The sequence below is a fragment of the Streptomyces sp. NPDC001056 genome (genome assembly GCF_053598955.1).
This window is the reverse complement of the sequence record NZ_JBSFLI010000001.1, coordinates 197,662-211,545: the sequence shown is the minus strand read 5'-3', so window position 1 is coordinate 211,545 and position 13,884 is coordinate 197,662. Positions and strand designations below refer to the sequence as shown.

Below are 13,884 nucleotides of genomic sequence, written 5' to 3'. Positions count from 1 at the left end.
GTTCACCCGTTGTGCGGGCGGCCTCACCGGTCTCGCCCGCGCCCTTCACCTACCGTCCTGCTGCCGACGGGCGATCACGATCGCCGGACATGCCGCGCGGTCCTCCGCGCGCGCCGGACACCATCCGTCCCGAGACGGCCGCACGCCGGGCCCGGACGCCCGCGGCGGACGACACTCACTCCTGGGGGGCTCGTTGAACTCTCGTACGCGTCGCCACCTCGCGACGCTCACCTCGGCAGCCGCGCCGGACGTCTCGCCCGGCCTGCTCAGCCTGTACGGCGGCACCACGGGCGGGGAGACACCCGCCGGGCGCCCGGCGGCCGGCCCCGGCGCGGGTCCCGACCGCACCCACCTGCCCGCGCCGGACGGCCGCACCGGCCGCTGACCGAGCACCGCGGGAACCGGTGGCCCACCGCGGGCCGGTGGGCCACCGGCTTTTTCCCGAGGACGAGTTCACCGGGTGCGGGCTAGGATCCCGGTCATGGCCCTGACCGTGGACGACGTGGACCGGTTCGAGGCGTCCAGACACCGTCTGGAGGCCATCGCCTACCGCCTGCTCGGTTCGGCGAGCGAGGCGGAGGACGCCGTGCAGGAGACGTTCCTGCGCTGGCAGGGTGCCGACACCGGGCGCATCGAGGTCCCCGAGGCCTGGCTGACCAAGGTGCTCACGAACCTGTGCCTCAACCAGCTCACCTCCGCGCGCGCCCGCCGCGAGACCTACGTCGGGGCGTGGCTGCCCGAGCCGCTGCTCGCCGGGGACCCGATGCTGGGCCCCGCCGACACCGCGGAGCAGCGCGAGTCGGTGTCGTACGCCGTCCTCACCCTGCTGGAGCGCCTCACCCCGAACGAGCGCGCGGTGTACGTGCTGCGCGAGGCCTTCGACTACCCGCACCGGGAGATCGCCCGCATCCTCGACCTCACCGAGTCCGCCAGCCAGCAGATCCACCACCGCGCCAGGAAGCATGTCGCCGCCGGCCGGGCGCGCGCCGAGATCGACGAGGCGGCCGCGCGGCGGATCGTGGACGAGTTCCTCGCCGCGGCCACCAGCGGCCGGACCGAACCGCTGGTACGGCTGCTCACCGAGAACGCCATCGCGATCGGCGACGGCGGCGGCAAGGTGCCGGCCCGCGCCCGGGCGTTCGAGGGCGCCCGCGCGGTCGCGACGTTCATGCGGGGCCTGTTCAAGCCCGGCAAGGCCAAGCGCAACCTGGTCGGCGGCTCGCCCGACGTGTACGTCTCCGTGGTCAACGGCGCCCCCGCCCTCGTGGCGGTGCTCGACGGGCGGGTCATCGGCATCACCTGCCCGGAGATCACCGAGCAGGGCATCGCCGCCTTCCGCAGCCAGGTCAACCCGGACAAGCTGGAGCGCGCCACCCGTCGGTGGGCGGCCGGCGAGCACGGCGAACCCGCGATGAGGGCCTTTCTGACCTCGTTGTGACGCGGCTCACGGCCTGCTCCTGTCAGGGAACGGCGGGCCGCCCGGTTCAAGGGGCGAACCGCTCGCGGAACCCCGCACGACCGACAGGAGCAGGCCATGCAGCACCGCATCATCGTCCTCGGGGCCGGATACACCGGAGCCATCGCCGCCGGCCGCCTCGCCCGCCGGCTGCGCCGTGAGGACGTCGCCATCACCCTCGTCAACGCCGAGGCCGACTTCGTCGAGCGCGTCCGGATGCACCAGCTCGCGACCGGTCAGGACCTGCCGCCCCGGCCTCTCGACGCGATGTTCACCGGCACCGGCGTCACCCTGAAGCTCGCCCGGGTCACCGCCGTGGACGCCGAGCGCAGGGCCGTGACCGTCACCGGCGAGCGGGGCACCCGGGAGGAACTGCGGTACGACACCCTCGTCTACGCCCTCGGCAGCGGGTGGCACGACCAGGGCGTCCCGGGCGTCGCCGAGCACGCCCACGACATCGCGAGCCGCCCCGGCGCGCTGCGACTGCGCGCCCGCCTGGCCGAACTCGGCGCCGGCGCGCCGGTGGTGGTGGTCGGCGGCGGGCTCACCGGCCTGGAGGCCGCGACCGAACTCGCCGAGGCCCGCCCGGACCTCGACATCGCCCTCGCCGTGCGCGGCGGCCTCGGCGACGGGCTCTCGCCCAAGGGCCGCCGCCATCTGCGCGAGGTCTGCGACCGGCTCGGCATCACCGTGCACGAACACACCGCCGTCGACGCGGTGGCGGCCGGCCACGTCACCACCGCCGACGGCGTGTCGCTCCCGTCCGAGGCCACCGTGTGGACCGCGGGCTTCGCCGTCCACCCGATCGCGCGGGACACCACCCTTGAGACGGGCGACAACGGGCAGATCGTGGTCGACCGTTCGATGCGCTCGGTCTCGCACCCGGAGGTGTACGCCGTCGGCGACGCCGCCCTCGCCATGGGCCCCGGCGACAAGCCGCTGCGGATGTCGTGCGCCTCGGGCGTACCGGCGGCCTGGCAGGCGGCCGACGCGATCGCGGCGCGGCTCAGCGGCGGGAAGGTGCCGGTGACGGCCGTGCGGTACTTCCAGCAGTGCGTCTCCCTGGGCCGAAGTGACGGACTGATCCAGTTCGTCACCGCCGACGACCGCGCCGTCGACCGGGCCCTGACCGGCCGCCTCGCCGCCCGCTACAAGGAGGCGATCTGCAAGGCCGCCACGTGGGGCGTCGCGCACCCCCTGCTGGTGCCGAGCCGGGCGCGCCGGGTCGTGCCGCGCCAGGAGCGGGTGGGGGACGCGGTGGTGGGGACGGCGGCCTGAGCGCCGTACCGCCCGTTCCGCCAGGTCGGTCGGCTCCGGTCGGTGGCCGTGCGCAGATGCTCGATCCCGGTGTCCCGGGCGGGCGATCGCGGAGGCGTTCGCGACCGAGGAGGGCCTGGAAAGTCCCTCGACACAGCGCCGACACAGGGGAGTCGGCCCGGGTTCACCCGCTCTTGGCGCGGCTTCACACCGGCCGCGCTCTCGCACTACGTTAGAGGTTGAACGACCGGGTGCCGCCGTGGGCCGAGCCGTGGAGCAGGCCGCGTGCGTTCCGTCCCGAGCGCGCAAGGAGCCGCATGCTGCCCTCGACCTCGCCTCCGACCCACCGCCATCCGCCGGGCGTCGAGCGTCTGCTGACCGCCGCCGTACGGGTGGTCGCGACCCTCCCCGTGACGCGTTCCACCCTCGGCGTCGTCCGCGGCCGCCACCAGTCCGACCGTGAACGCGCGGGCACACTCCGGTCCCGGCTGGCCGAACGGGGCATCTCCAGTGCCGAGTTGAGTCCGGTCCCGGAACCCGGCGAGCGCGGCGGCGCCCGCCACGGCCTGCCCCCTCGGACGGTGGGCCTGCTGGCGCACACGCCCGGGGTGCGGCCGGAGCAGGCGATGCGGGCGGCGGCGTTATGGCGCCTCCCGCTGCTGACCGACCGTCTTGAGGGGGTGCCGGGGACGGCCCGCCGCAAGGACGTCATCGGCATCCACCTCGCCGGTCGTGGCTATGAACTCGCCCTGGACCGCGTGGAGTTGGTCTCCCTCAACACGGACCCCGGCCCCATCCGCCTCATCCTCGACAACGAGAAGATCACCATGCCGGGGGGCCGGCGCCTCAGCGTCACGGTGACGGGCTCGGGGCTGCTGGAGGTGCGGGGAGAGTCCTTCGGCGTACGGCGGGTACGGCGACTGCGCTTCGAACGGGCGTGGGGAGCGCACCGCCTGGACGTGGACGGCATCCCGGTACGGGAGGTGCGGGCGCCGCTGCGGATGGAAGTGGATCCGGGGCGGCTGGAGTTGGTGCGGGTGTGAGGGGCCGCCCTGGTGGGGGCGGGCGGCCTGCGTGTCCGTACCGGTGCTCAGGAATAGGGCAGCATCGAAGGCAAGTGATTCGCTATCAGAAAGAGCATGCATGTCATGACCACGTAAAGGGGAGTCTTGCTCACGGACTTTCTTCCTTGCGCTTGGGGCAGTGTGATTCACGCGCATGGGTATCGGGTGCCGACCGCCCAAGATCGCGTATGCGCTATTCATAGCGCCACTGTGGCCCCAACTCCAAATGCTCCTGCGTAATGAGTGAAAGGGCTGGTCACCCGGTCGATGTCCGCGGAGTGGTGCGCAAGGCGGCAAGGGTCTGCGAGGCGCGGGCCGCTTCGGCGTGGGCGCCAATTCGCATACTCATTTTGAAACTTTCACTGGCATATGCCAAAGCCTGGGCCGTGCGTCCGGTGTCCTGGTGGGCCAGGGCCGCGTCGTGGGCCGCGTCGACCACCTCGCCCGCGGCGTTGATGCCCCGAGCCAGGGTGAGCGCGGCGACGTGCAACGGTATGGCCTGCTCGCTGCGGCCGGCGGCGCGGTGTGCCCGGCCGATCCGGTTGAGGGCGATGGCCTCTCTGCGCCGGTCGCCGACGGTGCGGAAATAGTCCAGGCTGTGGTGTGCGAGCGTGAGTGCCTCGGCCGTGTTCCCCAGGCTGATGAGTGCGTTGGCCAGGTTCATCCGGAGCGTTGCCAGCTCCCTTCTGTCGGACCTTCGCGACGCCAGGGAAATGGCTTTTCGGTAAGCCTGCTCGGCGGCCTTCGGATCTCCCGTTCTCGTGGCCAGCTCGGCCATGTTGTTCAGTGTGCTGAATATCCCCCGCTCGTGGTTTATGGCGGTGAATTCGGCCAGTGCGGAGTTGAAGTGATGGCGCGCCGCGTCGATTTCCGACAGATGGAGGTGGGTGACTCCCAGGACGTTGTAGCTGCGGGCGATCTGAAGGGAGTCACCTGTTTGCAACAGGGAATCAAGGATCTGTTCTTGCAGCGACTGCATCATTCTGTACTGGCCGGTCTGCCATAACGGGATGCACATCTGGTTGACGCATTCGATCTCCAGCTCGGTGTCCCCGAGGGCCCGCGCCAACTCCAGCGCCTCCCGTGCGGCCGAGATCGCCTCTTCGTAGCGGGAGTGATGGCCGCGCGCCACGCCGAGGTCGAGCAGCGCCCGCGCCCGCGCCTCCCGGTCCTGGGCGGCGGCCCAGTGGTCGACGGCCCGTTGCAGCAGCGGTTCGGCCGTGGCCAGATGGCCGCGCATGTCGAGGAGGCCAGTCAACACGTTTACCGACAGGGCGAGTTGCCGTTCCGATCCGTGTCGGCTGATCCACTCCAGGGTGTCCGAGAGGTTGCCGCTTTCCGTGGTCAGCCATTGTTCGGCCGCGTGTACGTCGTCGATCTCCGGCAGCATGATGAAATCGTCGGAGTCCAGGCTCATACGGGATCGGTAGGGATGTACGAGACGGTCCGCGCGATCCGCCGCACCCATATAGAACTTCGCCAGCCGGGACATCGCGGCCCGCGACTCCGTGTGTTCGGGATCGCTGAGCGAACGCGCGTACCTGCGCAGAAGATCGTGCATGGTGAACCGGTGCGGAGTCGGTTCGGCGATCAAATGCCGGGTGTGAAGCTGCTCCAGGGCCCGTTCCGTCGCGGCGAGGGGGAGACCCGTCAGCGCCGCCACCGCGTGCGACCCGAACTCCATTCCGGCGTGCAGGCTGATCCGCCGGAAGACCAGCTGTTGTTCGGCGTTCAGCGCGCGATAGGAGAGAGCGAACACATGCTCCAATGACCTTTCGCCGTCGCGCAGTTCGTCCAGTCCACCGGCTCCGGCGGTCAGCTGCCGCAGCAGATCGGCGGCGGTCCACGACGACCTGGCGAGCAGCCGGCTCGCCGCGATCTCGATGGCGAGCGGCAGATACCCGCAGACCCGCACGATGTCCACGATATCGGCCCTGTCGCCTTTGTCGCTCCCGTCGCCCTGGCCGGCCCGCCCGCCCGCGCCGAGCCGCCGTACGAAGAGGGCGACCGCGTCGTCAGGGGGCAGCACATCGAGCGGCACCGACCGCGCGCCGGGCAACCCGGTGAGCCGGTGGCGGCTGGTCACGAGGACGGCGGTCGGCGAGGCCCCGGGGAGCAGCTGCCGTACCTGCTCCGAGGACCGGGCGTCGTCGAGGATCACCAGCATCCGCCGGTCCCGTGCCGACGACCGCCACATGGCGATGAGTTCCTCGGTGTCCTGGGGCAGTTCCCTGCCCTCCGGACCGAGCACCCGCAGCAGCGTGGTCAGCGCCCGCCCCGGCGCCTGGCCGGCGAGCCTTACGAAGCACCGGCCGTCCGGGTACCGGTCCGCCAGCCGGTGCGCGATGTGCACGGCGATGCTGCTCTTGCCGACGCCCCCCATCCCCTCGACGGTCACCACGGCACCGGCCTCGTCCCCGCCCTCGCACAGCGCCGAGGTGAGCCGCCGCAACTCCTCGCGGCGGCCGATCCAGGGCACGTCCCGCGGCAGGTTGTCCGGCACGGGCCGGGCCGGCCGGGCGGCGGGCGTGGCGCGGGGGCCGTGCCCGTGGAGCGCGCCGGCCGGCGCACCGGCGAGGATTCCCTCCTGGATGCGGTGGAGCCGCCGCCCGCCGTCCAGGCCGATGTCCCGGATGACGCGCTGCCGGGTGCGTTGCAGCAGCTTGGTCGCCTCTGCCGTACGACCGCCGCCGTGCAGCGCGACGGCCAGCAGCCCGACCAGCGCCTCGTCCACGGGGTGTTCGTCCACCAGGGGCACGAGGACAGGCACCGCCTCGGCGAACCGACCCGCGTTCATGAGGAGTTCGGCGCGCGTCATGGCGGCGATGAGACTCGTCTCGCCCACCGTGGCGCGCAGGTGATCGGGCCAGGACCCGGAGATCCCGGCGAGCGGCTCGCCGTGCCAGTGGGCGTCCGCCCGCTCCAGCAGCCGCAGGGCCGCGCCGTCGTCGCTCCCCTTGAGCGCTCGGGCCTGCTCGACGCAGCTGGTGTGGGCCCGCAGGTCCACGCGGTCGGGGTCGGCGTGCAGCACGTACGAGTTCGTCCGGCTGGTGAGGGCGGGCGCGTCCGGGTCGGCGGCGCGCAGGGCCCGGCGCACCCGCGAGACATGGGCGTGCAGCGTCTCCCGGGCCGTGGCCGGCGGATGGTCGTCCCAGATCCGGTGGACCAGGCTGTCGACGCTCACGGGCCGCCCCGCGTCCCAGGCCAGCGAGGCGAGGGCGAGCCTCGTCTTGGTGGGCCCCAACGTTCCGGCCCGCCCGTCGACGCGCACCTCGACCGAACCTGAGAGCCGTATCTCGAACTCCACCAGAGTCCTCCCGCCGGTAGGACCTGTACGGGCCGGGCCTACGAGGGTGTCACGATCCCGGCGACACTGGCTACGCGTACACCGCGCGATCCTGAATTTGACCGATAAACAAGATATTTTCACCGGCCCACGGCCCGGGGCTGGGCTTTCCGGGGGGATCGGGCCGGCGGACGGCCTCCCGGGCCGCGCGGCGTGGCGGGAATCGGACGCGCGCGGCCCGCCGGCGGTCTTCACACGACCTTCCCGGAACCCGAGGTCCGGCCGGACGGCCGCCGTGCCACAGTGGTCGAGCAGAGACGATCAAGGAAGGGACGGCCGTGGGGGCGGAGCTGACCGAGCGGGTACGGGAGCGCCTGGCGGGGACGAACTTCTGGTTCGTGGCCACGGTGACGCCGGACGGGGCACCGCATGTGACGCCGATGTGGGTGGGCCTGGAGGACGGACTGATCGTCTTCAACACCTCGGTCGGCCGGATCAAGGAGGAGAACCTCCGCCACGATCCCCGCGTCCACCTGTCCCACGCCGACGCCGAGAACCCCTACGACCGCGTCCAGATCTCCGGACGCGTGGTACGCCTCGTGGAGGGCGACGAGGCCGAACGCGGCATGGACCGGCTGGCCCGCAAGTACCTGGGCCTGGACAGCTACCCGTGGCTGGTCGAGGGGGAGCGGCGGGTGCATGTGCTGGTGGAGCCCGAGAAGGTGCGGCACATCCTCGGGGTGGAGCCGTTCCGGGCGGGGGTCATTCCCTCGTGAACCGGTGGGCGGCCTGTGGCTCATGACGGCGGAAGCGGGCAGGCCAGAGCCGGGTGGAAGAGGTTGGGGCAGCACACGACCGAGGCGGAGAGCAGGGTGCGTGACGGGGTGTAGTGGACCCAGCTGACATCGACGCCGCGCGGAAGGACGTCCACGGCGTAGCCGACCTTGGCGTCCAGTTCGACGTACGTCCGTGCCCCGTCCGGCCGTTCGTACGGCGGGTTGCCGGTGTAGTGCCGCTTCAGCCATGCGACCGCGTCACCTACGTCGGTCCAGGTGCGCTCACGGGCGAGCTGCCCGCGCTTCATCAGCCAGTGACCGGACATGAGCGGGGGCAGGCCGCCGCCGACGAACTCGCCGGCGGCCTCCCGGTAGCGGTCGGCGTGGTCCGCCTCGGGAGCGGGCTGGACGGCGTGCGCCGGTCGCCGGTCACCCTCCCGGGCGTACCGCTGCGGGGCGCCGATCCAGACGAAGCCGTGCCAGTGCCCCTGCCAGCCCTGGCTGCTGAGCTTCGGCTGTGCGGCGGCGGTGATGGCCATCGGGCTCCTCCAGGGCGGGCCGCCCGGCGGAGCGGGACGGCCCGATGTGCGGGGCGGGCGTTCGGACCAGGGGGCGAGGCCGCGGCTGCGGCCCCCGCGCCCCTCGTGCGCGGCGCGCGGCCCTGACTCCTGGGCTTGGAGTCTCCGACGGCGAAGGCCTCCATGGCATCGGCCGGAGGAGTGGTGGTTGCGGGCCCGCCGCATCGAAGGGCGGTACCCATGGGTGTCCAAGTCCTTGTAGCCCGGGTCGGTTTTGGTCAGACTCGTCCTGAAACTTCTTTCTGGTCATGGGGGACGGGATGAGGCCTTCGGCAGGGAGCGGTCCGGGCAGTGATCCGGTAGGGGACGGGCCCGGGCGGGCGGGCGCGCGCAGCGGCGGGGAGTTGGCGCGGAAGGACGCCGCCGCCGGACCCGCGCCCTCGCTCGCGCAGGTCGTCGGCACGGCCGGCGGGCTGCCGGAGGACGCGGTGCTGTGGATCGCGGCGGGGCTGGCCGGGGCGCTGTCGGTGCTGCACCGGGCCGGGCGGGTGCACGGGGACGTGCGGGCCGGGAACGTGCTGCTGACGCGGAGCGGGCCCCGGCTGACCGGGGACGCGCCGGAGCGCGGCGGCGGGTCGTACGCGCCCTCGGCCGACATGGTCGCCCTGGGGATGCTGCTGGTCACGGCGTACACCGGGGTCAGCAGCCTGCGGCCCGACATCGGCAAGCTGCCGGTGCGACTGCGGCAGGTGGTCGCCGTGTGCCTGGCCGAGGACCCGCAGAAGCGGGCGACGCCCGCCCAACTCCTCGCGCTCGTCGGATCGTTGACGCCCGAGCCGCCCGTCTGGACGGTCGAGGTGGACGAGCTGTCCACCCCCGGGGAGGCTCCCGGCGACACCGCTGCGCCCTCGGACACCCCGGTCGAGGCGCCGCCGCGCGGCCTCTTTGGCGCCCGGCTCGCCCTCGTGGTCGTGGCCGCGGTGCTCGTCGGCGTGGTCGTCACGGCGCTGATGCTCCTGGTGCCGGGCCGCGGTGGCGGCACCCGTACCGCGGACGCCCCTCTGACCAGCGCGCCGACCCGGCTGGAGCCGACGCGGGACGACACACCGCAGCAGCAGACGACCCCGCAGGAGGACCCGAGCGAGGAGCAGGACCCCTCCCCGGAACCCGCGACGCCCACCAGCCAGGCACCGCCCCCTCCCACTCCGCAGCGGACCAGGCGGACCGGCACGATCAACGACTGCGAGGGCAAGCCCCTGTCCGAGCCCGTCTCGCTCCTGCTGTTCTGCGGGGACGGAAAGGGCATGCTGCACGACCTGATCTGGACCGACTGGGGCAGCGCCACGGCCACCGCGCAGGGCGTCGTCTCCGAGGTGGTCTGCCAGCCCAGCTGCGCCGAGGGCCGGGAGGTCACCTCGGCCGCCACGGTCATCGTCTCCGGTCTGGTCGGCGGCCGCTACACCCTCATGGAGGTCAGGGCTCCGCAGGCGCCCGTCACCCCCGACGCCCACTTCACGCTCGACCGGCTCGGCCCGGTCTACCAGGGCTGACCCCGCTCACACCCCCCACGCCGTGAACGCCGCCCAGTGGACGGGCGAGGCGAAGGGGCACGCGTCGGCGTCGCTCCCCGGCCGGGCGTACCGTCCGGCCAGGGCCGCCAGGTGCGGATGGGCCGCGGCGTACCGCGCGAGGCCGTCCCACGTCAGCCGCCGCAGCCAGGTCCGGGCCCGGCGCAGCGCGGACACGGGCGGTTCGCCGGGCGTGCCGGGGGCGAGCAGCTCGTACAGACGGGTCATGAGCAGCGCGGTCGCGAGGTCGTTCACCTGCCAGAGGCTGGTGATCACGCACGCGGCCCCGGCCTGGAGGAAGCCGCCCGGCAGCCCGGTGAACTCGTCGGGCGCGTCGACGATCTCGTACCGCCCGGACTGACAGGCGCCCGCCACCACCAGCCGGCAGCACGGGAGTCGGTTCCGTACGAGTGTGTCCAGGTCCAGCGTGCCGTCGGCGAGTGCCAACGAGGCCCCCTTGCCGATGCGTTCCGCGCTCCCGTGGCAGCTCAGATGCAGGTACGACGCCTCGGCGAGGTGCGCCAGCAGCCACCCGACCGTGGCGTCGGCCCCCACCGCGGACACGGTCTCCCCGCCCGGCTCGAACAGCTCCCGGATCTCGGCGAGTTCACTCCGCGCGCCGGGCAACGAGCCATCGGGGTCCGAGACGGCCACCAGCCGCGGCACGGGCGGCACCGGTCGCGCGGCGGCGGCACGCGAGGCGGCGTACACACCGGCCGACGGCGCGAGCGTCAACGTACCCAGGTCATCGAGCGGTTCACCCTCCGGCCCCACCGGCACGGCCTGCAACGGCACGTGCCCCAGCAGCCCGGTCGGTACGACGACCGCCTCGTGCCCGGGGTCCTCCGCCAGCAGCCCGGCGAGGGGACGCAGCAACGGAGCGAGCCTTTGCAACCGGTCCACCGCCCTCGGCAGCTCACGGCGCCGCTTGAGCGCACCGGCCTGCTGGACCACGAAGAGCCCCGCCTCGCGGGCCTCCACGTCCAGCGCCAGGAGCTGGACGATCGAGGTGCTGGTCACCTCGGGGACGAGGACGGCACGCACGCCGGCCTGCGGGTCCCGCGGAACCACGAGGACGCAGCTGCCCCAGGGGGAGTTCACCAGGTAGGCGAGCGGCATCCCGCGGGCGGCCCGGACGACATCCGCCACCTCGGTCGTCCGCAAGAACCCCTCGAACCCGGGGATCGCCCGGATCTCCTCGACCACGGCCCGCACTTCCCGCTCGGCCGCGGCCTGGGCCCCCGCCGACGCGTGGAGCCCTCCCCCGGGGAGGGCACCCGGCCCCGTTGGGGTGTTGAGTCTTTCGCCAGGTGCGGCACCCGCCCCCGTCGGGGTGTTTTGTCTTTCGCCGGGTGTGGGACCTGTCCCCGTTGGGGTGTTGAGTCTTTGGCCGGGTGTGGGACCTGTCCCCGTTGGGGTGTTGAGTCTTTGGCCGGGTGTGGGACCTGTCCCCGTTGGGGTGTTGAGTCTTTCGCCGGGTGTGGGACCTGTCCCCGTTGGGGTGTTGAGTCTTTCGCCGGGTGTGGGACCCGTCTCCCTCGGGGTGTTGAGTCTTTGGCCGGGTGTGGGACCTGTCCCCGTTGGGGTGTTGAGTCTTTCGCCGGGTGTGGGACCTGTCCCCGTCGGGGCGTCGAGTCCTTCGCCGGGCGTGGCACCCGTCCCCCTCGGGACGTCGAATCCTCCGCCGGTGGCGCCGCCCGCTCCTGTCCGGGCGTTGAACCCCGCGCCGAGGACGGCCCCCGTCCCCGTCGTGGCGTTGGCCTCTCCGTCGCGGGTGGCACCTGTCCCTGTCGGGGCGTCGGCCCTTCCGCCGGGAGCGGCACCCGTCTCCGCCGAGCCACCGGGCCCCCCGCGGGGGGCGCCTCCTGCCCCCGGCAGGGCATCGGGCCCTTTGGCGGGGACTCCCGCCCGCGCCGGGTCGACGCCCGCCCCCGCCGAGCCGCCGACCCCGCCCCCGGAGTCGCCGGCCACCCCCTCCACCTCGCCGACCACCAGTCGGTACCGCTCCCGCGCCTCCCGATACCGGCGGGTCATCAGCGGGTCGACGCGCTCCAGCGCCTCCAGATCCACCGTGTCCCGCCCGGTCAGCACCGACAACTCGCGGGCGAGCCCTCGTTCGATCGCCTCGACCGCGCGTTCCGGGCGCCCCGCGCGGGCCAGCAGGAAGGCGGCCTGGCGGGCGGTACCGCGGGTGGTCAGGAGCACGCTGCGGCGGGCGGCGGCGGTGACCTGGGCGTCGTAGAGCGCGTGGACGGCGGTCAGCATGTCCGCCGCCACGTCGGCCGCGCCGTCCCAGTCCCCGGCGTCGGCGAGCACGCCGACCGTCTCCCGGGCGATGGACAGATGCAGGAACGGGGAGACGCGCGGCGGTACGGCGGCCAGCGCCGAGCGCCGCAGCCGTACACCCTCGGCGCTCCCCGGACCGTCGAGCAGATCGGCGGCGTGGGCCAGGAGCCAGACGGCGCGGCTGGTGTCGAGGAGCCCCGGGTGCGCGGCGTCGAAGGCGACGACGGCGTTCGCCGCGGCACGGGCGCCCCGCGGGTCGAACGCGTCGCGCTCGGAGCGGAGCAGCAGGTCGGCCAGGTTGCACTGGAGCTGCGACCACAGGACCGGGTCGTCGTCCGGACGGAGTCGGCCGAGGGCGTCGCGGTAGCACCGTTCGGCCTGCCGCAGGTCGTCCGGCCCGCCGCGCCGGAAGAGGAGGAGCCCGAGGTTGAGCAGCGAGAAGGACCAGTCGACACGATTCCGCCCGGGGGAGCGCTCGTCCAGTCCGGCCCGGATGTGTGCGATGCCGAGGGTGAGGTCGTCGGGGCCGCCGCCCGGACGCTCGCCGAGCACCAGCCCGTAGTTGGTCTGCACCCGGGCCCAGAACTCGCGGTGGGCGCGGCGGTCCACCACGGCGGCGGCGCGGGCGAGCAGGTCGCGGGCCTCTTCCCAGCGTTCGACGCGGTCGCCGTCGCCGCGGGAGTGCTGAACGGAGGCGAGGTTGGCGGCGACCTCGGCCCACTGGAGGGACCCCTCCGGCAGCCGGTCCAGGGCGAGTCGGAGCACGCGCACCGCTTCGGCGGGATCGGCCGGGTGCGCCGTGTGCAGGGTCTCGGCCAGCAACCTGCCGAGCCGGGCGGCGAGTTCCGTCTCCATGGCCGTCTCGCCGACCTGCCCGGCGAGTTCGAGCGCTTCCCGCGCGAGCGGGATGGTCTCCGGGTCCCGCGCGACCCGTACCTGGTCGTACATCGCGTGCAACCGGGCCCGCAGCCCCTCCCCGAAGGCGGCCAGCGACGCCGCGTACCGCTCGACGGCCGTACCCACGGGCACCCGTCCGCCGCACAGGTCCTCCAGCAACCGCTGCCGCAGCCGCAGCGGCGCCTCCAGCGGGGTGCCGGCGGCCTCGCGCAGCTCCTCGGCCGCCGCGTCGCGCACCAGGGTGCCGTCGGTGAGCCGGGGATGCGCCCGGACCAGGTCGGCGAGCCGGTCCGGCATGGTCACGGTGACGGCGTACAGCAGTTCCCCGACACCGTTGTCCGCCAGTTCGGCGGCCACGTTCGCCAGGAAGACCCGGTAGTTGTCCACCGTGGGTGCCCCGTACGACGTCAACTGCGCGCACGCCGCCTCGGGGTCGGCCAGATCCCTCTCGACGTCACGGCTCAGCGCGAACGGCAGCAGCCTGCGCGGCAGTGCGACCACGTTCCCGCCGAACCGCCCACCGGCGAAGGCCCCGGCGAGCCGCGCCTCCTCCACCAGGGCGGCCGCGCTCGCCGTGGCATCCTGGCGCAGCTCCGCGACGGAGGTGGCGAACAGCGACGGCACGACCGCTCCGGCCCGCAGCACCAGCACCGGCGCCTCGATGTGCGCCCGTGTCCCGCAGCCGGGGCAGTCCACCCAGCTCAGCCCGTTCCCGAACCCGTCCGGCCCGCCGGGGCTTTCGAGGACGTCGCCCCGCTCACGGCTGTCCACCACGC

At 73.4% G+C, this 13,884-nt stretch carries 9 protein-coding genes; 6 read left to right on the top strand and 3 right to left on the bottom strand.

The genetic code is table 11. The features are described 5' to 3' along the window. The first annotated feature begins 193 nt into the window (after positions 1-193). The 4 genes from ACWDD7_RS00995 to ACWDD7_RS00980 all read left to right on the top strand — a co-directional run bounded on the left by ACWDD7_RS00995 (position 194) and on the right by ACWDD7_RS00980 (position 3,756). Entirely contained in the window at positions 194-385 is a 192-nt protein-coding gene (locus ACWDD7_RS00995; RefSeq protein WP_450455529.1) for a hypothetical protein, read from the top strand. 96 nt (positions 386-481) lie between these two features. Continuing rightward, the gene (gene sigJ / locus ACWDD7_RS00990) at positions 482-1,438 is read left to right on the top strand and encodes an RNA polymerase sigma factor SigJ (protein WP_450455527.1); all 957 of its coding nucleotides are present in this window, start codon (positions 482-484) and stop codon (positions 1,436-1,438) included. A 96-nt stretch (positions 1,439-1,534) separates the two neighbouring features. Beyond that, a complete protein-coding gene (locus ACWDD7_RS00985; protein WP_450455525.1) occupies positions 1,535-2,734 on the top strand; it encodes an NAD(P)/FAD-dependent oxidoreductase in 1,200 nt (399 codons plus the stop codon). A gap of 296 nt (positions 2,735-3,030) precedes the next feature. Further along, positions 3,031-3,756, top strand: coding sequence for a hypothetical protein (locus tag ACWDD7_RS00980; RefSeq protein WP_450455523.1), 726 nt, complete (start codon positions 3,031-3,033; stop codon positions 3,754-3,756). 277 nt (positions 3,757-4,033) lie between these two features. Here ACWDD7_RS00980 and ACWDD7_RS00975 read toward each other — a convergent pair whose 3' ends face one another. After that, on the bottom strand, positions 4,034-7,084 hold the full coding sequence (locus ACWDD7_RS00975; protein ID WP_450455522.1) for a tetratricopeptide repeat protein: 3,051 nt from the start codon (positions 7,082-7,084) through the stop codon (positions 4,034-4,036). A gap of 317 nt (positions 7,085-7,401) precedes the next feature. On the opposite strand from ACWDD7_RS00975, the gene ACWDD7_RS00970 reads away from it, so the two are divergent. Further along, positions 7,402-7,839: a PPOX class F420-dependent oxidoreductase gene (locus ACWDD7_RS00970; protein WP_450455521.1), complete on the top strand. Its 438-nt coding sequence runs from the start codon at positions 7,402-7,404 to the stop codon at positions 7,837-7,839. A 20-nt stretch (positions 7,840-7,859) separates the two neighbouring features. Here ACWDD7_RS00970 and ACWDD7_RS00965 read toward each other — a convergent pair whose 3' ends face one another. Beyond that, positions 7,860-8,378, bottom strand: coding sequence for a hypothetical protein (locus ACWDD7_RS00965; protein ID WP_450455519.1), 519 nt, complete (start codon positions 8,376-8,378; stop codon positions 7,860-7,862). A gap of 383 nt (positions 8,379-8,761) precedes the next feature. On the opposite strand from ACWDD7_RS00965, the gene ACWDD7_RS00960 reads away from it, so the two are divergent. Beyond that, positions 8,762-9,907 (top strand): hypothetical protein, encoded by a 1,146-nt coding sequence (locus tag ACWDD7_RS00960; RefSeq protein ID WP_450455517.1) that lies wholly within the window; start codon positions 8,762-8,764, stop codon positions 9,905-9,907. Between the two features lie 6 nt (positions 9,908-9,913). On the opposite strand, the gene ACWDD7_RS00955 is transcribed toward ACWDD7_RS00960, so the two are convergent. Continuing rightward, entirely contained in the window at positions 9,914-13,882 is a 3,969-nt protein-coding gene (locus ACWDD7_RS00955) for a CHAT domain-containing protein (protein WP_450455516.1), read from the bottom strand. Positions 13,883-13,884: the final 2 nt, after the last annotated feature.